Annotated in this window: 19 protein-coding genes; 5 read left to right on the top strand and 14 right to left on the bottom strand. The window is 71.6% G+C overall.

What is annotated here, in order from left to right; translation table 11 throughout:
• Positions 1-91: 91 nt before the first annotated feature.
• A complete protein-coding gene (gene tesB, locus KF823_01840; protein MBX3724643.1) occupies positions 92-958 on the bottom strand; it encodes an acyl-CoA thioesterase II in 867 nt (288 codons plus the stop codon).
• Entirely contained in the window at positions 948-1,556 is a 609-nt protein-coding gene (locus KF823_01835; GenBank protein MBX3724642.1) for an N-acetylmuramoyl-L-alanine amidase, read from the bottom strand. Before KF823_01835 ends, tesB begins: the two co-directional genes overlap by 11 nt.
• 444 nt (positions 1,557-2,000) lie before the next feature.
• Between KF823_01835 and KF823_01830 the strand changes: the two genes are divergently transcribed.
• From KF823_01830 to KF823_01820, 3 genes are all read left to right on the top strand, one after another.
• Complete coding sequence (locus KF823_01830) at positions 2,001-2,513, top strand: alpha/beta hydrolase (GenBank protein MBX3724641.1); 513 nt, start codon at positions 2,001-2,003, stop codon at positions 2,511-2,513.
• Positions 2,514-2,518: 5 nt separating this feature from the next.
• Entirely contained in the window at positions 2,519-4,669 is a 2,151-nt protein-coding gene (gene rlmKL, locus KF823_01825) for a bifunctional 23S rRNA (guanine(2069)-N(7))-methyltransferase RlmK/23S rRNA (guanine(2445)-N(2))-methyltransferase RlmL (protein ID MBX3724640.1), read from the top strand.
• Between the two features lie 391 nt (positions 4,670-5,060).
• A complete protein-coding gene (locus KF823_01820) occupies positions 5,061-5,699 on the top strand; it encodes a methyltransferase domain-containing protein (protein ID MBX3724639.1) in 639 nt (212 codons plus the stop codon).
• A 371-nt stretch (positions 5,700-6,070) separates the two neighbouring features.
• Here KF823_01820 and KF823_01815 read toward each other — a convergent pair whose 3' ends face one another.
• From KF823_01815 to ykgO, 6 genes are all read right to left on the bottom strand, one after another.
• Entirely contained in the window at positions 6,071-8,443 is a 2,373-nt protein-coding gene (locus KF823_01815) for a DUF349 domain-containing protein (GenBank protein ID MBX3724638.1), read from the bottom strand.
• Positions 8,440-9,696 carry a TraB/GumN family protein gene (locus KF823_01810; protein MBX3724637.1) on the bottom strand — a complete coding sequence of 419 codons (1,257 nt, stop codon included), beginning with the start codon at positions 9,694-9,696 and terminating at the stop codon, positions 8,440-8,442. Before KF823_01810 ends, KF823_01815 begins: the two co-directional genes overlap by 4 nt.
• A complete protein-coding gene (locus KF823_01805; GenBank protein ID MBX3724636.1) occupies positions 9,662-10,549 on the bottom strand; it encodes a carbon-nitrogen hydrolase in 888 nt (295 codons plus the stop codon). Before KF823_01805 ends, KF823_01810 begins: the two co-directional genes overlap by 35 nt.
• Positions 10,542-11,585, bottom strand: coding sequence for an agmatine deiminase family protein (locus KF823_01800; protein MBX3724635.1), 1,044 nt, complete (start codon positions 11,583-11,585; stop codon positions 10,542-10,544). The genes KF823_01805 and KF823_01800 overlap by 8 nt, the downstream gene beginning before the upstream one ends.
• A gap of 16 nt (positions 11,586-11,601) precedes the next feature.
• A complete protein-coding gene (locus KF823_01795; protein MBX3724634.1) occupies positions 11,602-11,913 on the bottom strand; it encodes a hypothetical protein in 312 nt (103 codons plus the stop codon).
• Positions 11,914-12,085: 172 nt separating this feature from the next.
• Complete coding sequence (ykgO, locus tag KF823_01790; GenBank protein ID MBX3724633.1) at positions 12,086-12,211, bottom strand: type B 50S ribosomal protein L36; 126 nt, start codon at positions 12,209-12,211, stop codon at positions 12,086-12,088.
• 298 nt (positions 12,212-12,509) lie between these two features.
• On the opposite strand from ykgO, the gene KF823_01785 reads away from it, so the two are divergent.
• Together KF823_01785 and KF823_01780 are read left to right on the top strand one after the other, a co-directional pair.
• Positions 12,510-13,184 (top strand): class I SAM-dependent methyltransferase, encoded by a 675-nt coding sequence (locus tag KF823_01785; GenBank protein ID MBX3724632.1) that lies wholly within the window; start codon positions 12,510-12,512, stop codon positions 13,182-13,184.
• Positions 13,185-13,231: 47 nt separating this feature from the next.
• Positions 13,232-14,419, top strand: coding sequence for a benzoate/H(+) symporter BenE family transporter (locus KF823_01780; GenBank protein MBX3724631.1), 1,188 nt, complete (start codon positions 13,232-13,234; stop codon positions 14,417-14,419).
• 156 nt (positions 14,420-14,575) lie between these two features.
• On the opposite strand, the gene KF823_01775 is transcribed toward KF823_01780, so the two are convergent.
• From KF823_01775 to KF823_01750, 6 genes are all read right to left on the bottom strand, one after another.
• Positions 14,576-15,529, bottom strand: coding sequence for a hypothetical protein (locus KF823_01775; GenBank protein ID MBX3724630.1), 954 nt, complete (start codon positions 15,527-15,529; stop codon positions 14,576-14,578).
• Between the two features lie 70 nt (positions 15,530-15,599).
• Positions 15,600-16,373 (bottom strand): SGNH/GDSL hydrolase family protein, encoded by a 774-nt coding sequence (locus KF823_01770; protein ID MBX3724629.1) that lies wholly within the window; start codon positions 16,371-16,373, stop codon positions 15,600-15,602.
• 238 nt (positions 16,374-16,611) lie between these two features.
• Complete coding sequence (locus tag KF823_01765) at positions 16,612-17,640, bottom strand: glutathione S-transferase family protein (protein ID MBX3724628.1); 1,029 nt, start codon at positions 17,638-17,640, stop codon at positions 16,612-16,614.
• An 81-nt stretch (positions 17,641-17,721) separates the two neighbouring features.
• Positions 17,722-19,830 carry a TonB-dependent receptor gene (locus tag KF823_01760; protein ID MBX3724627.1) on the bottom strand — a complete coding sequence of 703 codons (2,109 nt, stop codon included), beginning with the start codon at positions 19,828-19,830 and terminating at the stop codon, positions 17,722-17,724.
• A 225-nt stretch (positions 19,831-20,055) separates the two neighbouring features.
• A complete protein-coding gene (locus KF823_01755; protein MBX3724626.1) occupies positions 20,056-20,508 on the bottom strand; it encodes an isoprenylcysteine carboxylmethyltransferase family protein in 453 nt (150 codons plus the stop codon).
• A 15-nt stretch (positions 20,509-20,523) separates the two neighbouring features.
• Positions 20,524-21,360 (bottom strand): universal stress protein, encoded by an 837-nt coding sequence (locus tag KF823_01750; protein MBX3724625.1) that lies wholly within the window; start codon positions 21,358-21,360, stop codon positions 20,524-20,526.

Raw genomic sequence — 21,360 nt, 5'->3', positions numbered from 1 at the left:
GGCGCGGAATGGGCGCTTGCGCGACCCATGCCGCGAGCGAGCCGTCCATGGCCCGCAGGGAAGACTTGCCGGGCCAGGTACTGGCCGGAATTCAGGCAGCGACGAGCCGGATCAGCCCCTCCTGGGCGGTGGAGGCCACCAGGACGCCATCGTGCCGGTAGATGCTGCCGCGCGCCAGTCCGCGCGCGCCCTGGGCGCTGGGGCTGTCGCACGAATACAGCAGCCACTGATCGGCCCGGAACGGCCGATGGAACCACAGGGCATGGTCCAGGCTGGCCATCTGCACGTTCGGGTGCAGGTAGGAGATGCCATGGGGCAGGGTGGCGGTACCGATCAGGTGGAAGTCCGAGGCATAGGCCAGCAGGCTGCGATGCAGCACCGGATCGTCGTCGACCTGGCCGGCAAGCCGGAACCAGACGTGCTGCAGCGGCGGCCGCTTGGGCGGGTCGACCTCGTCGCGCGGCCAGACATGCCGGAACTCGAAGGGGCCCGCCCGCATCAGCCAGCGGCGCAGCTTCGCGGGCACCTGCTCAAGCGCCTCGGCCGGGTAGGGCGGCTGCGGGGAAAGGTCGTCGGGACCGGGCACCTCCGGCATGCGCTGTTGGTGCTCGGCGCCGTCCTCGACCACCTGGAACGACGCGGTGCACACGAAGATCGGCTTGCCGTGCTGGATCGCCACCACCCGGCGCGCCGAGAAGCTGCCGCCGTCGCGGGTGTTCTCCACCTCGTAGACGATTGGCTTCTCGTTGTCGCCGGCACGCAGGAAATAGGCATGCATGGAGTGCACCACGCGTGCCGTGTCGACGGTCTGCTGTGCGGCCGACAGGGCTTGCCCGAGCACCTGGCCTCCGAACACGTAGCGGGTGCCGATGTCGCGGCTGGCGCCCCGGAAGAGGTTGTCCTCGATGCGTTCCAGGCGCAGCAGCTCGATCAGTTCCGCGGTGACGTCATCGCTCATGGCGGGAAGCAGGGTGGTCAGGGTTGGGGGAGTGGGAAAGGCGCACCAGGCCGCAGCCGGCGATGACCCGCGGCCAGGGGAAGAGCGGTCCGGGATCGATCTTGCGGCGGACCCTGACCTCGGAATCGTCGCTGGCGGCGACTTCCCCGGTGTCGAGCTCCTCGTGCCCGATCAGCCCGTCCAGCGCGGGCAGGATCCGCGGCAACCAGCGCAGCAGCCCGATCAGGGCGTCGATCTGCGCTCCGGCGTACGGCTCCACGGGGCGCTGCCGCCGCGAATGGTACCAGTCGGGCCAGCGTCCGTCGTTGACGAGTTCGATGCCGAGGCTGTCGGCATTGTGGTTGCGGACGTGGTGGGCGACGCGATCGGGCGGCACCCAGCATTCGATGGCGCCATCGCGGTCGATATAGTAGTGGCCGCTGTTGCCCGTACCGCTGGGATGGACGATGCGCTCGCCCCAGTCCCTGGCCATCGCCAGGTCCGGCAGTTCGGTGCAATGCAGGACGATGCGGCGCACCCGGGAGAGCGGGCGCCCGGCCAGACGGTCGACATAGGCCAGGGGTCGCTGGGCGATGGTCGGACCGGAGAGCGGTGGCATCGGGGCATCCTAGCAGGCGCCCCGGCGCGCACCCGGCCGGCCTGGATGCCGGATGGCCGCCGGGGCAGGCGTGCTGCGGAATCGTCGCAAGGACAGCCGAAATGCGTCCGCTGCTGTTCCCGGGTGAAATTCCGGCTGGGCCGATCTCCATGGGCCGCCAGGCGGTGTGCAACCCGCTCGGTGTGCAGCGCCGTCGAAGTCGCGCCCGGGCGCTGCTTTGCCCGGACGTTTCAGCAGGGCGCCTGGCGACGGTGTCGATACCGCACAGGCGCCTGACAGGCGTTCAGAGGATCCCCCCGGAAGCACCATCTTCAACAGGCGGCTGGGTGCGCCATTGCCGACCCACTACACTGCAACGCGATCGCCGCCGCCGGCCCGGGCGGGGATCGCCATGACCGTCGCTGCAGCGACCGGAAACAGCCGCAGCCGGCCAGGAGTCCATCGATGAAGGGGCACGTCCTGCTTTCCCACGGACTGGAGTCCGGTCCCCACGCCACCAAGGTCACCGCAATGGCTGCGCAGGCCGAGCGCCTTGGCTGGCGCAGCACGCGGCCGGACTTCCGGGACCTGGATGCCAGCGGCGATCCGGCGCGCATCGCCGACCGCGTCGATCGCCTGCTGTCGCACGTGCGTGCCGGGGAGCCGCTGGTGCTGGCGGGCTCCAGCATGGGCGCCTTCGGCTCGGCCCTGGCATCCCGCCGTGCCGCCTGCCGGGGTTTGTTCCTGGTCGCGCCGCCACTGGCGATTCCCGGCTTTGCCGGGGACTTCGACCCGGCGGACGTACCGACCGAGCTGGTCCATGGCTGGCACGACGAGTTGATCCCTGCCGAACGGGTGATCGCATTCGCCGCCGGGCGTTCGCTGCCCTTGCACCTTCTGGACGACAGTCACAGGCTCGCCGGCCATGTGGAGCGGGTCGCTGCACTGTTCGGCCTGTTCCTGGAAGGGCTGGATTGAGCACCATCCGCTACTTCGCCACCTGCCCCCGGGGCCTCGAACTGCTGCTGGCGGACGAGTTGCGGTCGCTGGGGGCCGAGCAGGCCCGCGAGGGCCTGGCCGGGGTGCATGTCGAGGCCGCGGACGACTTCGGCCTGCGCGCCTGCCTGTGGTCGCGACTGGCCAGCCGCGTCCTGCTGCCGCTGGCGCAGTTCCAGGCCGCCGACGCGGATGCGCTGTATCGGGGCGTGCAGTCGATCGACTGGGACGCCCACCTGGCCGCCGAGGGCAGCCTGGCGGTGGACGCCGTGGCACGGGCCTCGGCGATCCACCAGGGCATGTTCGCCGGTCAGCGCGTCAAGGACGCCATCGTCGACCAGTTGCGGGCCCGCCATGGCGTGCGTCCGAGCGTCGATACCGAACAGCCTGACGTCCGCATCAACCTGCGCCTGGTCCGCGACCAGGCGGTGGTTTCCCTCGACCTGTCCGGGTCGCCCTTGCACCAGCGGGGCTGGCGCCAGGGCCAGGGTGAGGCCCCCTTGAAGGAGAACCTGGCGGCAGCCCTGCTGCTGCGCGCCGGCTGGCCGTCCCTGGCGGCGCAGGGCGGCGTGCTGTTCGACCCGTTCTGCGGCGTCGGCACGGTTGTCATCGAGGCCGCCTGGATGGCGGCCGACATTGCCCCGGGCCTGCTGCGACCGTTGCCCGGTTGTGCCCGTTGGCGGGGCTTCGAGGCGGCGCGCTGGCAGGCCCTGCGCGACGACGCGCTGCAGCGTCGCGACACAGGCCTGGCCGCCTGCCGGGCGCGACTGTCGGGCTCCGATCGCGATCCGGCCGTCGTGGCCCTGGCCCGGGACCATGCGCGAACGGCAGGGGTGGAGCGCCTGGTGGACTTCGAGACCGCCGATGCCCTGACGCGCGAACCGCCGCGGCCGGCACCGACCCTGATCGCCAGCAATCTCCCCTATGGCGCCAGGCTCGGCGACGCCGCCACGACCGCCGCGCTGTACCGCGGACTGGGCCAGCGCCTGCGCGAGTCCTACCCCGATAGCGCGGCGGCGTTTCTGACCCTGGCCGACGGCCGCGGCAAGGCATTGGGTCTGCGCGCCCGCAAGCGCTACGCCCTGCGCAACGGCGCCCTGGAGTGCCAGTTGCTGCTGATCGATCCCCCGGCGGCGGCCACTGGACAGGGCGTGTCGAAGGGGGAGGAGACCGCGCTGACAGCGGGGGCGCAGATGGTCGCCAACCGACTCGCCAAGAACCTGCGCCATCTACGCCGGCGCCTGGAGCGCGAAGGCATCTCCTGCTACCGCCTCTACGATGCCGACCTGCCCGAGTATGCGGCGGCGATCGACATCTACGAAGGCCATGCGGTGATCCAGGAGTATCAGGCGCCCGCGGAGGTTCCCGAGGCGACCGCCCGGACCCGGCTCGGGGAACTGGTGCGAGCGACCCGCCACGTCCTGGCACTGTCGCGCGATCGCGTGGTGGTCAAGACGCGCCGTCGCCAGTCCCGCGACGACCAGTACCGTGCCTTGGCGGGGGAGGGGGACGCGCTGGTGGTGCAGGAGGGGGGGCTGCGATTCGAGGTGCGGCTGCGCGACTATCTGGACACCGGCCTGTACCTGGACCACCGGCTGGTGCGGCGTTGGCTGGGCGCGAACGCCCGCGGCACCGATTTCCTGAACCTGTTCTGCTACACCGGCGCGGCGACGGTGCACGCCGCCGCAGGCGGAGCGCGCAGCACGACCAGTGTCGACCTGTCGGCCACCTACCTGGACTGGGCCCGGCGCAACCTCGAGCTGAACGGCTTCACAGGTCGCGGGCACCGGCTGGTGCAGGCCGACGTGATGCGCTGGCTGGCCGCCCGGCCAGGGCGTTTCGACCTGATCTATGTCGACCCGCCGACCTTCTCCAACTCGAAGCGGGCCGAGGACTTCGACGTTCAGCGCCAGCACGTCGCCCTGCTCGATGCCTGCCGCGGCCTCCTGGCCCCCGGCGGACGCATTCTGTTTTCAAACCATTTTCGAAGGTTCCGGCTCGAGGAGGCGTCACTGGCGCCGAAGTTCCAGATTCTCGACATGGGTGCGGAAATGCTGCCCTTCGACTTCGCACGCGATCCGCGCATCCATCAGGTCTATCTTCTGCGACCCCGCGACCCCGAGCCCGAACGTGGCTGATCCAGGGGCGGGGCGGATCGGCGAGGCTGTGCGCGGAACGTGATGCCGTCGTGGTCCGTGCGGTTCCGCCAGGCGGCGTCCTGGCGTCCCGTCGCTGCCCACCGTCCTCCTGGCGCGAGCGCGGCGGTGCCGGCGCCAGCGGTCAGGACGGATTCAGTCAGGTTGCGCGAATCTATGTGCGTCGCGACGGGCAATCCGTCGCGGCAGGTGGTCGGGATCCCTCCCTCTCCGGCCACCAACCCCGGCCCCGCACCGTCCCTCCCCGGCGCGGGGCTTTTTCATTTCTGCCGGTCCGGATCGCCCCCGGACGATTTCCAGGATCCCCGACCAATGGCAGGTCGCCGCCGGGGCGGCCAGTGGCTATGATCGACGCCACGCCAAGGAGGTGGACGTGGAGCCCTCGATCAAGCCAGCCCCCCGGAGCAGCCGGGACGAGGTCTGGACGTTCTTCCGGCAATGGCTGCGCAGGCCCCTGTCGACCGCCGCGGTCTCGCCAAGCAGCCGGTTCCTCGCCAGGCGCATGGTTGCGGCCCTTCCCTCCGGAGCGCACCGCATCATCGAACTGGGTGCTGGCACCGGTACTTTCACGCGGGCCCTGCTCGAGCAGGGCATTGCGCCCTCCGACCTGCTGGCGGTGGAGTTCAATCCCGCGCTGCACGAGTACCTGACCGGCCGCTTTCCCGGCGTCCAGGTGGTGCAGGCCGATGCCAGGCGCCTGGGCGAGTCCGAGCCGGTCCAGGCGTTCGCCCGCAGCGGTCCGGTGCAGGCGGTGATCAGCGGCCTGGGCCTGCTGGCCATGCCGAAAGCCAGCCAGCGCGACATCCTGGCAGCGGCGCTGGCGCTGATGGACAGCGACGGAGTGTTCGTGCAGTTCACTTACGGGCCGGTCGCGCCGGTCCATCCTGAGGTCCTGCGCGAGCTGAACCTGCATGCGGTCAGGCGCGGCTTCACCCTGCTCAACGTGCCACCTGCTTCGGTGTACACCTTCACGCGCCGGCGGGCAGTGGCAGTCCCGACGATCAGCGTCTGAACGACGCCAGCCTGGATGTCTCCTGAAGACGTGTAGCGAGACCGTCGGGATCGCTTCGTGGTGCGGGCAGCGGACCGTTGGACATTGAAGGCGGAGGCGGCACTGCGTTGGACTGGCCGACGCGTTCAGTCCGGGCCGCGGCGCGAATATCGGCGGCCGCAGCAGCGGCCTCATGAAGTATCCGGGCCAGGGCACCTCGCGGCTTGTTGATAAACGACCGTCGTGGTCGTGCTTCAAGTCGCCCGTCCGGTGCAGGTCCGGATGCGCTCCCCTCGAATCAACTGCTTACGCAGAGGCTTCGACGAGCGGCCACCCGTGGCCGCGGCCAGCAGGCTGTTTTGCAACAGTCTGCTGACCGGGTGCCGCCGCGGTCAGCCGATCGCGGCGATCGCCGCGCGCAGGCGCTCCGCCATCGGCTCGCGGTCCCGCGCCTCGACACCGGCCACCAGCGACAGCCAGCGTTGCAGCAGCGATTCCAGGTCGCCGTCGCCGTCGTTGCGCTCGCCGCGCAGGTGTCGTTGCAGCCGCTCGAGTTGCCAGTGCCGCCGTGCTTCGCGGTCGGCAGGCGGCGGTTCGATCCCGGCCAGCGACTCGATCTCGAAGACCACGCCCAGGGCGGCGTCGGCATCGCCGCCCGATCCGGACACCGGCAGGGCCTGCAGACTGTCCAGCAGCCGTTGCTGCCTGCGCGCGCGCTCGACGTCCTGGATGGCCAGCCGAACCGCGGCCACTGCCTGTTCCATGCGGCGGCCCAGATCGCCGTCGCGGCAGTCCAGGGACTGCCACTGGCCCTGGAGGTCGCGCAGCCGTGACGCCGTTCGCGCCGACGGGTCGACATCGTCGGCGGCCAGCGCCTCGGCCTCCTCAACCACGGCGAGCGCCTGCTGACGCAGCCCCTCGCGCTGCGACTGCTCGCGCGAGCGTGCCGACTCGAGTTCCGCAAAGGCCTCGTCCAGGGCCGCCCTGAACTCCCGCCACTGCTTCTGGTCGCGTCCCGGCCGGCCCTTGCCCAGCGCCTTCCAGGACTGCATGAGACGTCTCGATTCGGCACCGCGATTGACGTCCGCGCCCGCGCCCACCAGGCGCCGGGCCGCGTCCACCAGCCTGGCGCGTGCCTGCTCGCTCTCCGCGAAGGCGGCTTCCACACCGGGCCGCAGGGTGTCCAGTAGGCCGGTCAGCCGGCGGGCGATGCGCTGCCGCAGCGCGGCGGGCAGGTCGGCGAGCGAGCGCAGCCTGGCGCTGGCTTCGGATTGCAGACGCAGCAACTCGGCGATGTCGGCGGAGGCGATGCGGTCGTTGGCCTCGGTCAGGAAGTCCTCGATCGCCTGCTCGCGCTCCTTGCGCAGGGCATCGCGCTTCTCGAAGAAGCCACGTGCGGGCTTCAGCACGCGGGCGCAGATCGCTCGGAAACGTCGGTCCAGGCCGCTGGGTTCGGCGCCCTCGGCGCGCCCCTCGAGGGCATCGAGCCGCTTCCATTCGGTCTGGACCTCGCGCACCCGGGTCGCCAGGGCGTCGGGATGCAGGCCACTGCCGGCGAGCGTCTCCAGGTCGTCGCACAGGCGGGCGCGGACCTTGTTGTTGGCCCAATGCTCCCAGTCGCGCAACTTGCGCAGCTCAGGATCCAGCGCCTGCCGCTGGCGCCGCAGGGACGCGTCGAAAAGGTTGGAATCGAGCTGCGCCTCCGCCTCGCGCGCCCGGCCCAGGTCGCCGGCGGCAAGTGCCTCGGCCAGGGCTTCCAGATGCTGTGCCTGCCGGGCGCGCTGGACGGCACGTTCCGCCTCGCGCTCCTGCAGTCGCTGCCGCTCCAGTTCCCGAGCCTGGGCGAGAGCCGCCAGTTCCGCCTGCAGACGCACCTGTGCGGCCAGCTCCTCCGGCGAGGGTGGCGGCGCACTCGCGACGTCCGCGCCGTCCTCGGCCTGCCCGGCCTGCGCCGAAGAGGTGGCCACCGGTTCGGGCTCGACGTCTGCCGGCGGCGGCGCGAGCTGCGCGCGCAGCGTCTGGCACAGGCCCCGGAACCGGATGGCGAGGCGATCGGGCAGGGCGTCGGACGCCAGCGCAGCCCAGTCGCGCTCGGCGAGCGCCAGGGCGGATTCGCGCTCGGACACCGGACTGCCGCCGCGCAGCCAGGCGTCGAGATCGGCGCAGATCGCCTCCGCTCGTGCCAGCACGGCGGCAGGGTCTCCGCTGGACAGGCGCAGGCGCTGGGCGCGTTCGCGGGCGGCGCGCGAGACCTGCTTGTCGCCGCGCCGGGCCTTGTCCGCCAGGCGGTCGAGCGCCTCGGCGGAGTCCAGTCGATCGACCAGTGCCAGGCGCAGGCCGGCATCGGCGTCCTGGACGGCGCGTTCGGCAAGGAAGGCGGGACGGCGGCACAGGGCCAGGGCCTGGCTGCGCGTCGCTGTCGCTGTCGAGCGGCTCGCCAGGTGTTCAAGCTCGGCTGGCTGCAGGGTCTGCAGGGCCGCCTCCTCGAGCGGGCAATGTCCGGCCACCACGGCGGACAGCCAGGCTTCGCGGGCCCACTTGCGAAGCCCGGTATCGGCGTCGGCCGACATGGCCCGGGCGAGCAGCACCGGATCGTCGAGTCGCCGCAGGGCATTCCTGCGCACGCCGGGGTCCGGATCGTCGACGGCCAGCCCGGGCAGGGCCTGGAGCAGGGCAGGGTCGGTCTCCGACGCAACGGCCTGGGCCCGGCGGCCGGCGTCCTTGGACTGCCAGCCGGGTTTGCGGAAGGAATCGAGCAGGCTCATGCGCTGAACAGGGCCTTGATCATCCGGGCGCCGGCCAGGTAGACGCCCAGCACGGTCCCGAGGTTGGTGAGGAAGAAGTTGAGCAGGATGCGGGCGACGCCGTTTCGCCACCAGCCCTTCCAGGACACGAGGTCGGTGCGAAGCGCCGCGAAGTCGGCGACCCGCGGCTTGCGCAACCACAGCTCGACGGCCGCGCTCACGGTACCCGAACTCAGTACCGGATGCAGCGGCGTGAGCGGCGAGGCCAGCGCCGCGGCGGCGATGCTGGCCGGGTGGCCACCGGCCAGCGCGCAACCCAGCGCGCCCAGTCCGGCCGTTGCCAGCACCCAGGCGACGACCAGTTCCATGCCGACCGCACCGCCCTTGCTGAATCCCCAGGCGAAGCCGCCGACGATCAGCAGCAACAGGGTCCAGCCGAGCACCTTCGGCCAGCGTGCCGGCGGCGGCGGCTGTGACAGCCGGGCCGCGACCAGCGCAGGCGCCTCCTGCTGGCTGCCGAGCTCGTCGGCGAGGCCACGCAGGTGGCCGGCGCCGATCACCACCAGCACCTGCGCGACGCCCTCGGCGCGGCCGGCCTGCTCGCGCAGGCGCGCGGCCATGAACTGGTCGCGCTCGCCGATCAGTGCCTGGTAGAGCGAGTGCGACTGCGTCGCGAACTCCCGGAAGGCGCTGTCCAGCATGTCGCCTTCCTTGAGCTTCTCGATTTCCGACTCGTCGATCCGCTCGCGGCTGAGCAGGCTGCCGAGCAGGCCGCCGACCAGACCCATGCGATGCCAGAAGCCCACCGCCCGGTAGGCGCGGCCCACGGTGAGCCCGACCTCCCGGTCGACCAGCCAGACCGGCAGATCGCGGGCCTGGGCGCCGGCCATGGCCGCCTTCATCTCGGCCCCGGGTTCGATGCCCAGCTGCTCGGCCAGGCGGGCCTGGTAGCCGGCCAGCAGGAGCTGGGCGGCGACCATGCCGGCCTTGCCGTTGCGCAGCACCGCGATCAGGTCCATCTGCTGCAGGCGTTCCGGTGCGGCCAGCGCCTGGAAGCGGCTGTCGCACAGTTCCACCGCCACCGCATCGAAGCGCTCCCGTGCCAGCAGGGCCTCGACCGCAGCGACGCTGGCATGCGAGACATGGGCGGTGCCGAGCAGTGTGTAGCGCACACCGTCGCGCTCGATGCGCTGGATCGGCTGTCCGGCAAGGGCATCGGCCGGCACAGCCGGAGACAGCTCAGCCATCGCGGTAGCGCTTGAGAAGGTCGCCATAGGCGTCGATGCGCCGATCGCGCAGGAACGGCCAGATGCGCCGCACCGCGTCGGTGCGGGCGCGGTCGACACGGGCCATCAGCAGTTCCGGGTCGTCGGTTCCCGCCTGGGCGACGAACTCGCCTTGCGGACCGCTGACGAAGCTGCTGCCCCAGAACCAGGCGCCGCGGCCGACGCCGTCGGGATCGGCCTCGAAGCCGACCCGGTTGCAGGACAGCACCGGCAGGCCGTTGGCGACGGCATGGCCGCGCTGCACGGTGATCCAGGCATCGCGCTGGCGCGCCTGTTCGGTTTCGTCGTCGCCGGGATCCCAGCCGATCGCAGTGGGGTAGATCAGCAGTTCGGCGCCGGCCAACGCCATCAGGCGCGCGGCTTCCGGATACCACTGGTCCCAGCAGACCAGCACACCCAGGCGCCCGACCGAGGTGTCGACGGGCTCGAAGCCGAGGTCGCCGGGAGTGAAATAGAACTTCTCGTAGTAGCCCGGATCGTCCGGTATGTGCATCTTCCGGTAGCGGCCGAGCAGCCGGCCATCGCGCTCGAAGACGACGGCGGTGTTGTGGTACAGGCCGGGCGCGCGGCGCTCGAACAGCGAGCCGACCAGCACCACCCGGCACGCCGCGGCGAGCTCGCCCAGGCGCTGCGTGCTTGGGCCGGGAATGGGCTCGGCCAGGTCGAACTCGTCGACGTTCTCGCGCTGGCAGAAATACGGGCCGTTGTGCAGTTCCTGGAGCACCACCAGCCCGGCGCCCGCGGCTGCGGCCTGTCGCACGCGCTCCTCGATCACCGCAAGGTTGGCGTCCGCATCGCCGTGGTTGCGTTCCTGCACCAGGGCGACCACCAGCTCAGTCATTGGCAAGCACTCCGTGGGGCAATTGCATGGTGACACAGTGCAGTGAGCCGTTCTGTTCGATCAGCGGCCGGCACGGCACGATCTCGATGGCGCGGTCCGGGAACGCCTGGGCCAGGACCCGTGCGGCCGCGGCATCCGCCGGATCGCCATAACCGGGCATAAGCACGGCGCCATTGACGATCAGGAAATTCGCGTAGGAGGTGGCCAGACGCCGGCCATCGGCGGCATGGACCGGCTGCGCCCAGGGCAGGGCGAAGCGCCGGTACGGGCGGCCGTCGCGGTCGCGCAGTGCGGCGATCTCGCCGGCCATCGCGGCCAGCCTCGCGTGGTGCGGATCGCCGGGATCGTCGCAGCCCTGGTAGACGATCGCATCGGGCGCGGCGAAGCGGGCCAGCGTGTCGATGTGGGCGTCGGTGTCGTCGCCCTCCAGCGCGCCGTGTTCGAGCCACAGGAAGCGGTCGACGGCGAGGGTCCGGGCCAGCACCGCCTCGACCTCGGCGCGCGACCTGCACGGGTGCCGGGCGGCCAGGCAGTGCCATGTGGAGAGCAGGGTACCGGCACCATCGGTCTCGACGGCGCCGCCTTCAAGGGCGAAGTCGATCGGAATGCGACGCGCCGTTGGCACGAACAGGCCGCGCTCGAACAGGCCCTCGACCAGGCGGTCGTCGCGCCCGGCCTCGAACTTGCCGCCCCAGCCAGTGAACCGGAAATCCAGCAGGATCGGCCCGTCGGCGCCGAGCAGGGTGATCGGCCCGCTGTCGCGCAGCCAGGTGTCGTCGTACTCGATCAGGACGGTCCTGACCCGACCAGGCAGCGCGGTCGTCTGCGCCAGCAGTGCCCGCATGCGCTGGCCCACCGCGACATCGGGCACGCAGACGACGGCCGGCTGGTGGCGGCTGATCGCCGCGACCAGGGCCGCGTAGGTGAGTTCGACATCGGCCAGGTTGCCGGCCCAGTCGGTGCCGGCATGAGGCCAGGCCAGCAGGATGCCGTCCTGGAGCGCCCATTCAGCCGGCCAGAACGGCGATCTGCTCATGGCGTGGCGGTTCGCGCTAGCGCGACTGCCCGGTGGCAGCGGTGTCGAGCACCGTGCTGATCACACGCTGGTGCTCGAAGTAGACCGTGTAGCCGGCGTAGCGCCAGCGCGTGATCGGCGGGTGGGCAGGCTTGTTGCCGGCCACGGGTGCCAGCTTCTCCAGGGGCGCGCCGAAACGACGCTCGACCTGGGCCATGGTCTGGCCATTGGCGGGCATGCCGGCGCGCTGCGCCTGTTCGGCGCGCTCGATCAGCAGGACATCGGCGGCGGCGGGCAGGGCAAGGCCCAGTCCGAGCAGGCCGGCGAGGAGCATGGAACGGTTGCGCATGGAAGCCACCCCTGTGTTCGTGGTCCGCCAGTTGTAGCAGAAGCGCCCGGTGCCCGTCATGATGGCCGGCACGGTCGCCGAGGGTGCGGCCCGGCGTGGCATGGCACGGGTGCCGCAATGCACGAGGCCGGCATGCGCCGGCCTCGTGGTCCGCGGATACGGGCTGCCCCGATCAGCGCTGGCGCGCCTTGAAGCGGGGGTTGCTCTTGCAGATCACGAACACCTTGCCGCGGCGACGGACGATCTTGCAGTCGCGGTGCCGGGACTTGGCGGACTTCAGGGAAGACAGGACTTTCATGACACGAACCTCGGAACCGGACGACGTGAAGCGCGCGAGTATAGCGGGAGTTGAAGGGGAGGGGAAGGTGTTGTTCGGACTGGGGACTGGGGACCGGGGACCGGGGACCGGATGCCGGATGCCGGGACTTGGGACTCGGGCTTCGGACTCGCAACGTGGATTGCTTTTTCGCGCAGCGCAGCCTGGGCTTGGAACGCGGGGGTCGTGGGCGGATCCGGGGGATCGGTGGCGTCCGTGATCGGAAGCAGGGGGCAGAGGCGGTGACCGGGCGATACGGCCGTGCGGCGGGCGGCGAGGCGTGATCCGGGCGGATGAGGCACTCGGCGACTGCCCGCTCTGCCAGGGGCCGGCATGGCCGTTTGCGCGGGTAGGGGCGCAGGCGTACGGACGCTGCGGGCGGTGCGAGCTCACCTGGCTGGCGCCTGGGCAGCGGCCCGCGCAGGGTAGGGAACGGGCCGAGTACCTGCTTCACTGCAACGATGCCGATGACCCCGGCTACCGCAGGTTCCTGGGGCGTCTGGCCGCGCCGCTGCTGGACCGGCTGGCCGGACGAAGCCAGGTCCTGGACTTCGGCTGCGGTCCGGGGCCGGCGCTGGCCGCGATCCTGCGCGAGGCCGGTCACGAGGTGGCCGTCCACGACCCCTGGTTCGCGCCCTACCAGGCCGTACTGGCACGCCGCTACGACGCGGTCACCTGCACCGAGGTGGTCGAGCACCTGCACGAACCGGCCAAGGCGATGGCCAGCGTGCGCAGCCTGCTGCGCCCCGGCGGCATCCTGGCGGTGATGACCTCGATGCTGGATGACGGCATCGATTTCCAGCGCTGGCACTACCGGCGCGACTGCACCCACGTGGCGTTCTGGCGCCCACGCTCCTTCGAGTGGCTGGCGCGTGGCTGGGGCTGGCGCTGCGAGCCGGTGGCGCCGGGCGTGGTGTTCCTGCATGCACCCGCGGATACGACCGCCAGACGGTAGCCGGGGCAGGGTGGCCGTGCTAGAAACCGCTGCCCTGTGCAGCCCGGATCACTGACGTGGCAGCGTCCCTTCGCATTTCCCACCTGGCCACTGGCCTGACCGCGGTCCTGGTGGGCTACGCGGGGACCGTCGCCATCGTGTTCCAGGCCGCCGCTGCGGTCGGTGCCAGCCAGGCGCAACTGGCCTCCTGGCTCTGGGCGCTGGGCATCGGCACCGGCCTGAGCACGCTTGCCCTGTCCCTGGCGCACCGGGCGCCGGTGCTGACTGCCTGGTCGACGCCGGGTGCAGCCCTGCTGGCGACCTCGCTGCCGGGGCTGTCCATGGCCGAGGCGGTCGCCGCCTTCCTGTTCTGCTCCTTCCTGTTGACCTGCGTCGGCCTGTTCGGCTGGTTCGACGCCATCGTCCGCAACCTGCCGCGCAGTCTGGCCGCGGCCATGCTGGCCGGGGTCCTGCTGCGGTTCGGGCTGGACGCCTTCGCCGTGTTGCCCACGGAACCCGTGCTGGTGCTGGCCATGCTTGCCGCCTGGCTGGCCGGCTGGGTGTGGGCGCCGCGCCTGGCGGTGCCATTGCTGCTCGGCGTGGGTCTATTGACCGCCGTGCTGCTGGGCCAGGTCGATACCGCCCTGATCGAGCTGCGCCTGGCGATGCCAGTGTGGACTACGCCGGTGCCCTCGGTTGCGGCGCTGCTGGGTGTCGGATTGCCGTTGTGCCTGGTCACTCTGGCCGCGCAGAACCTGCCTGGCATCGCTGTGCTGCGTGGCAACGGTTATGAACTGCGTGCCAGCCCGTTGATCGGCTGGACGGGCTTCACCGGCCTGGCGCTGGGTCCGTTCGGCGGCTATGCCTTCAACCTGGCGGCGATCACCGCGGCGATCTGTGCCGGGCCGCAGTCCGACCCCGATCCGAATCGGCGCTGGCTGTCCTCGATGAGCGCGGGCGGCTTCTACCTGGTGGCAGGCCTGATGGGCGCGTCGGTCGCCAGCGTGCTTGCCGCCTTGCCGATCGCCCTGGTCGCGCTGCTGGCCGGTCTGGCCTTGCTGTCGACGCTGGCCGGCAGTCTCGCGTCAGCGCTGGAGGATGCCGGGCAACGTGAGGCTGCAATCGTGACCTTTCTCGTCACGGGTTCCGGCATGGCCTGGTTCGGGCTGGGTAGCGGGTTCTGGGGGCTGGTGTTCGGTCTGGGGGTGCACTGGGCGGGCCGATGGCGCGTTCGAGGTGCGCAGGACGGGCGTTAGGCCGACCCTGCCCGATCCCGACGTAACTGCGCATAAGGTATATTATGTAAAGCTAGGTATCGGGGTCCTGCACGGGCACCCGTGCCCTGCCGCTACCCGTCGGGCGAACGGCGGCAGTCCGGCCTCAATCCGATGCGTATCGTCCGTCACGCTGGATCAGGGCAATCGCCGCAGTTCGGCCTCGGCGGCGATGTAGCCGAAAGCGTTCCAGCCGGCCCCGGCGAGCACCCGCTCGAACATCGCCCGGGCACTCGGGACATCGCCACTCACCAGGCGGTGATGGCCGATGCCGAAGCCCTGGGTGGCGACGGCCACGGGGTCGTCGCTGTTGGCAGCGAGCAGGTCCTCGGCATGCAGGCGGCCCTGGTACATGAGCAGACGCCGGTGGTAGCTGTGGTTCTCCAGGATCTCCATGTCGGGACCGATCCGCTGCAGCAGGATGGCGGCCTCGTCGCGACGGCCCAGGCGCATCAGGGTCATCCAGGTCCAGTCGGTGGCGGCGACCAGGGCGTCGTCGTTGCCGGCCAGCTCCAGGGTGTGCCGCCAGGAAGCGAGCGCAACCTCGAAGTCGCCCTGCAGGAACTGCGCCAGGGCCAGGTGGTACCAGATGTTGTAGGCAAGCGTGGTGCGCGGGATGCCGGCCGGGTTCGGCGCACCGTCCGGCTCGATCGGATCGGGGCGTCCCTCGACCAGGTCGGTGGCGCGCTGCAGGTCCGCCTGCGCATTGGCGAACTCGCGAACCGTGATGTACCTGTGGCCGCGATGGCGCAGCAGCCGCGCGTCGCCTGGCCAGCGTTCGATGCCGCGCCCGAACACCTCGATGGCCTCGCGGTAGCGCCACAGGTAGCCGAGCCGCCGGCCCAGCCAGATCAGCGCCTCGGGATCGTCGGGGCGTGCCTGGACATCGGCGCGCGCCTGCGCCAGGTCGGCCTCGAGCCGGGCCTGGTCGGGCACGGTCGCGGGCGGCAGCAAGGCCTGGCCGGCCAGGGACAGCACCGGGCCGTGCGGCGCGCCAGGAACGGCCGCGGCCGGGTCGTCGGATCGTGGCGCCGCACCGCAGCCGGCCGCCAGGGCCATGCCGAGCAGCCCCGGCCAAAGGTTCGATCGCATTAGGGATGGCCTCCGCTGGTCAGGCAGGTAGGGTACGCGCGGTGCTGGCGCCCTGCCCGGCCGGCCAGGCTCAGGACACCGGATGCGGTTCGACGAGGCCCGGCGGCAGCGGATCCGATCGCCAGCGCTCGAGCAGAACCTTGGCGACCAGGCCGGCAAGCACCCGGTAGCCCGCATCACCGGGATGGAAACCGTCGCCGCTGAACAGCTCCGGCCCGACCGCGGGCCCGATCGGCACGTGCAGCAATCGCCTCTCGCCGGCGGCCAGCTCGGCCAGGCCGGCGTCGAAGGCCCGGGCGCGGCCGCCCAGCACCCGTGCCAGGGCCGGCGGCAGCAGGGGAAACCGGTCCAGCGGCGGCAGGCCGACCAGGGCGATCAGGGCGTCCGGCGAATGCCGGCGCAGGGCGACGGCGAGCGTCGCCAGGTCGCGCTGCCAGCGCCGTCCCAGGTTCAGGCCGATGACGTCATTGACGCCGACTGAGACCACCATCAGGTCCGCGGACGGACCCGCATCGCCGGCCAGCACCTGGCGATGCACCGCCCGGGCATCGGCCCCCGATCGCGCCAGCGTCCGCCAGGCCACCGGGTGCGCGAGCGAGTGCGCCAGCGCCCGGGCCAGCGAAGCGACCAGGGCCGAACCGCTGTCGGTGGCCCCGACACCGGCAATGATGGAGTCGCCGACGCCCAGCAACTGCAGGAGCCGCACATCGGCCAGCGACGTCCCGACCGGCACCTGGCCGCAGCTCGGCCCCGGTGCGGCGGGGAGCCGCGGCGCCCGGGCGCGCACCGCCATCGCCTGCGGCAGGCACAGTGCCATGCGTCCCCAGAAGGCCAGCCCGCGCATCGGACGCCGTTCCCTCCCCTGCCAGATCAACTCGACCGATTCGCCACGTGCGTCCCCTGGCCTGGACACCTGATGAGACGCCCGAAGCGGCCTCATTAAGTGTCCGGCCCGGGACGAGGCGCCGCCACAACGGCACGGCGTGCGCCTGCCCGGAAGGTGGCGCCGTGCCAGCCACGCCGTCAAGCCGGCGGGTCGCGCACGCCGCGTTCCGGCGGATGGGCCGGGCCTGCGGTCCGGGTCAGCCTGGAGACGAAGCCCATGCGCTTGCCTGGCCCGCCCGATCCGCTGCCGGCAGGTGGCCGCGGCCCGGCGGTGCGTCCAGGTCCAGCACCGGTCCCAGCGGCACGATGCCGTTGGGGTTGATGGTGTCGTGGCTGCGGTAGTAGTGCTGCTTGATGTGGCCGAAATCCACGGTCTCGCGCACGCCCGGCCACTGGTACAGCTCGCGCAGGAAACCGGACAGGTTCGGGTAGTCGGCGATGCGGCGCAGGTTGCACTTGAAGTGGCCGTGGTAGACCGCATCGAAGCGCAGCAGGGTGGTGAACAGGCGCCAGTCGGCCTCGGTGATGCGCGGGCCGGTCAGGTAGCGCTGGCCGGACAGGCGCTTTTCCAGCACGTCGAGCGCCTCGAACAGCGCGGCGACCTCGCGCTCGTACACGGCCTGGTCGGTGGCGAAGCCGGCCTTGTAGACGCCGTTGTTGACCTTCTCGTAGACGAAGCCGTTGATCTCGTCGATCGCCGGCAGCAGGTCGCCGGGCGCCAGGTCGAGCGGCCGGGCGCCGAGGCCGTCGAAGGCGCTGCCCAGCATGCGGATGATCTCGGACGACTCGTTGCTGACGATGCTGTCGCGCTCCAGGTCCCAGAGCACCGGCACGGTGACCCGGCCGCTGTAATCGGGACGGGCGCGGGTGTAGACCGCGTGCAGCCGGATCGCGCCGGCGACGGGGTCGGCGACCACGCCCGGTCCGGGCTCGAAGGTCCAGCCCTCCGACGCCATCAGCGGATTCACCACCGACACGCCGATCAGCGCGTCGAGTCCCTTCAGACGGCGCACGATCAGGGTACGGTGCGCCCAGGGGCAGGCCAGGGAGACGTAGAGGTGGTAGCGGCCGGCGCGTGCCGGGAAGCCGCCCTCCCCGCTTGGACCGGGCGCGCCGTCCGGCGTGATCCAGTTGCGGAACTGCGCGTCGGTGCGGACGAACTCGCCGCCGGTCGCGTCGGTGTCGTACCAGACGTCGTGCCAGACGCCCTTGATCAGCATGCCCATGGCAGGCTCCTCTTCATCGATGGTCGGCCCGCACCTTGGCACATGGCCTGCCCACGGGACGTGACCGGCGTTGCAAGGACTTCAGAAGCGACGGGTCAGTTCGATGCCCAGTTGCCAGTGCCGGCCAGGGGCAGGCTCGAAGTAGCGGGCGTTCGCCTCGTTGACGATCACCGATCCGACCACGTCGCGGTCGCCGAGGTTGGCCAGGCGCAGCCAGCTGCGCCAGGCCAGGGTGGCGGTGCCGCCGCGATGCTGGATGGCGAAGTCGACGGTGGTCGCCGACGGGGCGAACGCGCTGTTGGCGTCGTTGACGGCGACCCTTCCGGTCCGGCGTGCCTCGAGCAGCGCTTCCAGGCCGGTCACCGGCCGCCAGGACAGCTCCAGCCCGGTGTCGTGGCCGGCCAGGCCGGGAATGCGTCGGCCGGCCGCGATCAGCGGCGAAGGACACGGCGGCTCGTCGCAGGCCGGCGCATCGCGGCGGTGGCGGGCGTCCATCAGCGTCCAGCTTCCCGCCAGCGACCACTGCCCGGAAAGTTCGGCTGAGAAGGCCAGTTCGGCGCCCTGCCGTCGCGACAGCCCGGCATTGGTGAACACCGTGCGGCCGCCCTGACTGGTCAGCACCACCAGCTCGTCCCGGGTATCGCTGCGGAACAGCGCCGCCGAGGCCTGCACGCGCGCGCTGCGCCACCTTGCACCCAGCTCGCCGTGCCGGCTGCGCGCCGGGCGCAGCGCGGTGTTGAGGCCACTGCTGCCGTCGCCGCGGTAGGCCAGTTCGGCCAGGGTCGGCGTCTCGAAGCCGCCGCCCAGGTTGCCATACAGGCTCAGCGAATCGCTGGCGCGGTACAGCAGGCCGGCGACCGGGGTCAGGCGGCGATAGTCCTGGCCGCCGCTGTCGTCCGGATTGGCGGCGGTGACGTAGCGGTCGCGGGAATCGAAGTCGATCGCGCTGTGCCGTGCGCCCACGGCCAGGCGCCAGCGCGGTGCCAGCCAGAGATCGGCCTGGGCGTAGGCATCTCGGCCGCGCACCCGGTTGTCCTCGTCGCGGCGCAGGGCACCGACCACGCCCAGCGTCTCGCCGCGGAAGTTCTCGAAGCCAAGCCGCCGTTCCTCAGCCTGCTCATGCTGGACACCCACCGTCAGGCTGGCGTCCCGGCCCAGCCATAGACCCTGGCGACGCCAGCGCAGGTCGAGCCCGTGGTAGTCCCGATCGAGGTCGATCACACCGCCGCCGCTGAGTGGATTGGCCTGCGCAGCAACCGGCACCGAGAGCACCTGGAAGGTCTGCCGGCGGCCGGCCCAGGCGGTGACGGTCAGGGTGCCGGCCTCGCCGAGCGGCTGGCCCAGGCGCGCTCCGGCCTGGTCCTGGCGCACGGTCTTGCGCGTGTCGAACAGGCCGGCGCCGGGACTGGCGGCGCGGCGGTCGCCGTCCAGCTCGGCGCGGGTCAGTCCCTGCGGATCGAGCGCCGAGAGATCCATGTGGTTGGCCAGCACGGTCCATTCGCCCTGCCCGCCCAGGCCGCCGCGAACCAGCACCTGGGCCTGGTCGCGCCGGCTGCGGCTGTGCCGGCGGAAGCCATCGCTGCGGATCTGGCCGAGATCGACCAGGGCATCGCCCTGCCCCGTCGCGCCCCACTGGCTGCGCCAGCCGGCCGTGGCGTGGCGCAGGCCGAAGTCACCCAGCGCCAGTCCGCCCGATGCCTCGGCCGGGTCAGGTGCGGTCGCGGTGGTGACATCGATCACGCCACCGGCGGCATTGCCGTACAGCGCCGAGAACGGTCCGCGCAGCACCTCGATGCGGCCCGCGGCCGGCAGCACCAGGTGCGAGACCTGGCCCTGGCCGTCGGGCATGGTCGCCGGGATGCCATCGCTGTAGATGCGCACGCCGCGCACCCCGAAACTGGCGCGGGCGCCGAATCCGCGGATCGAGATCTGCTGGTCCTGGGCCTGGTTCTGGCGGTCGCGCGCGACCACTCCGGGCAGTTGCTGCAGCGCCTCGGACAGGTTGGCGCGCGGCCGCGCCCTGCCGATGTCCTCGTCGGTCAGCAGGTCGACGGCGGCCGGCACGGTCAACGGGTCCTCGGCCTGGCGGGTGGCGGTGACCACCACCGGCGGCAGGGGTTGCCGGGGTTCGGTGGCCGCGGCGTCCGGCAGGGACAACAGGAGCAACGCGGTGGCAGGGAGCAGCGTCATCGCCAACGAAAGCAGGAAGGGTCAGGCAGTGTGCCGTACCCGCCGGCAGCTCTGCGACCTGCGCGCCTGGATGCGTTCAGGCAATGTGGCGAGCGCCTTGGTCAGGACGTGTCGGATCGGCGCAAGCGACCGCGACACGCGTGCCCTTGTGAAGCAAGAACCGTTGCGGCGCGGGCCTGGCGACTTTAGGACGGCCCTGCACACGGTTTGGAGCAAAGGGAGCCCCTACAGCCAGCGACGCACCCGCGCGCGGTAGGCCTGCCAGTCGGCACCGAAGCGCTGCGCCAGGGCGCGCTCCTCGGCGGGAATCTGCGCCCGGTCCAGCCACAGCACGAACCCGGCCAGCGCCAGCAGGCCCAGGGGCTGGCCCAGCCAGACCAGCCAGGCGCACAGCAGCAGGGCGTCGCCCAGATAGATGGGATTGCGGCTGAGCGCGAATGCGCCGACAGCGATCAGGGTCGAGGCGCGTTCCGGATGCAGGGGGTTCAAGGTCGTGCGTGCGGCCAGCAGGGACAGGGCGGCGGCCAGCATCAGGCTGGATCCGGCCACGGCCAGCGCGAGGGCGACGCCCTGCTGCCCCGGCAGGACCACCTGCCAGGCCGGAAACGCGCGCGCGAGCAGCCAGGCCAGCAGGCCGGCAAGGAAAAGGGCAGCCGGCGGCGGCAGCAGGCGATGCATGGCGACGGCTCGGCCTCAGTGCGCCATCAGCACCGGCATCCGGGCATGGCTGAGCACGTGCCGGGTGGCGCCGCCCAGGATCCATTCGCGCAGCCGGGTATGGCCCCACGCGCCCATCACCAGCAGGTCGCAGCCGGCGGCCTGGCTGGCCAGCAACAGCGCCTCGCCTTCCTCGCCGGTACGCGCCTGCAGGGGTTGGGATTCCGCGAGGATGCCGCGCTCGGCCAGCCAGGCAGCCAGGTCGAGCACCGGACGATCCGGGGTGAGCGCGCTGTAGCGGCGCGACTGGCCGGTCAGCAGCACCACCCGTTCGGCCCGGCCCAGCAGCGGCAGCGCGCCGGCCACAGCGCGCAGGGCTTCGATCGAGCCGTTCCATGCGATCGCGATGCGGGTCGGCGGCCGTCCGGGTTCGGCGCAGGCATCGGGGACCACCAGGCAGGGGCGCTGGCACTGCAGCACCACTTCGCTGATGAAGCCCGGCGCCAGCGCCTGGTCGTCCTGGCCGGCCGGCAGCACCAGCAGGTCGTGGCAGGCGGCCAGGTAGTTCAGCACGATCTCTGGATTGCCCTCGAGCACCCGCCAGCTCGCCTGCACCTGACCGTGGCCGGCGACGAACGCGGCGAAACCTTCGCCCGCCTGGGTGGCGGCCAGCAAGGCCTTTTCCGCATCGCGGCGCAGCGACTCGGCGAGATCGGGGAGGCCGGCGGCGCCGACGGCAAGCACCGGCCAGCGCACGTGCAGGCCGGTCAGCCGGATGTCCTGGCGCTGCGCCAGGGCGGACGCCATCGCCAGGTGCGGACCAAAGCGCACGAATTCGGGACAGAGAACCAGCAGGTCGTGATAGTTCCTCAT

The organism is Lysobacterales bacterium (assembly GCA_019634735.1).
In the GTDB taxonomy this organism is placed as follows: Bacteria; Pseudomonadota; Gammaproteobacteria; order Xanthomonadales; family UBA2363; genus Pseudofulvimonas.
Note: the sequence above shows the minus strand (reverse complement) of the source record. Positions and strands in the feature narration are given on the sequence as shown.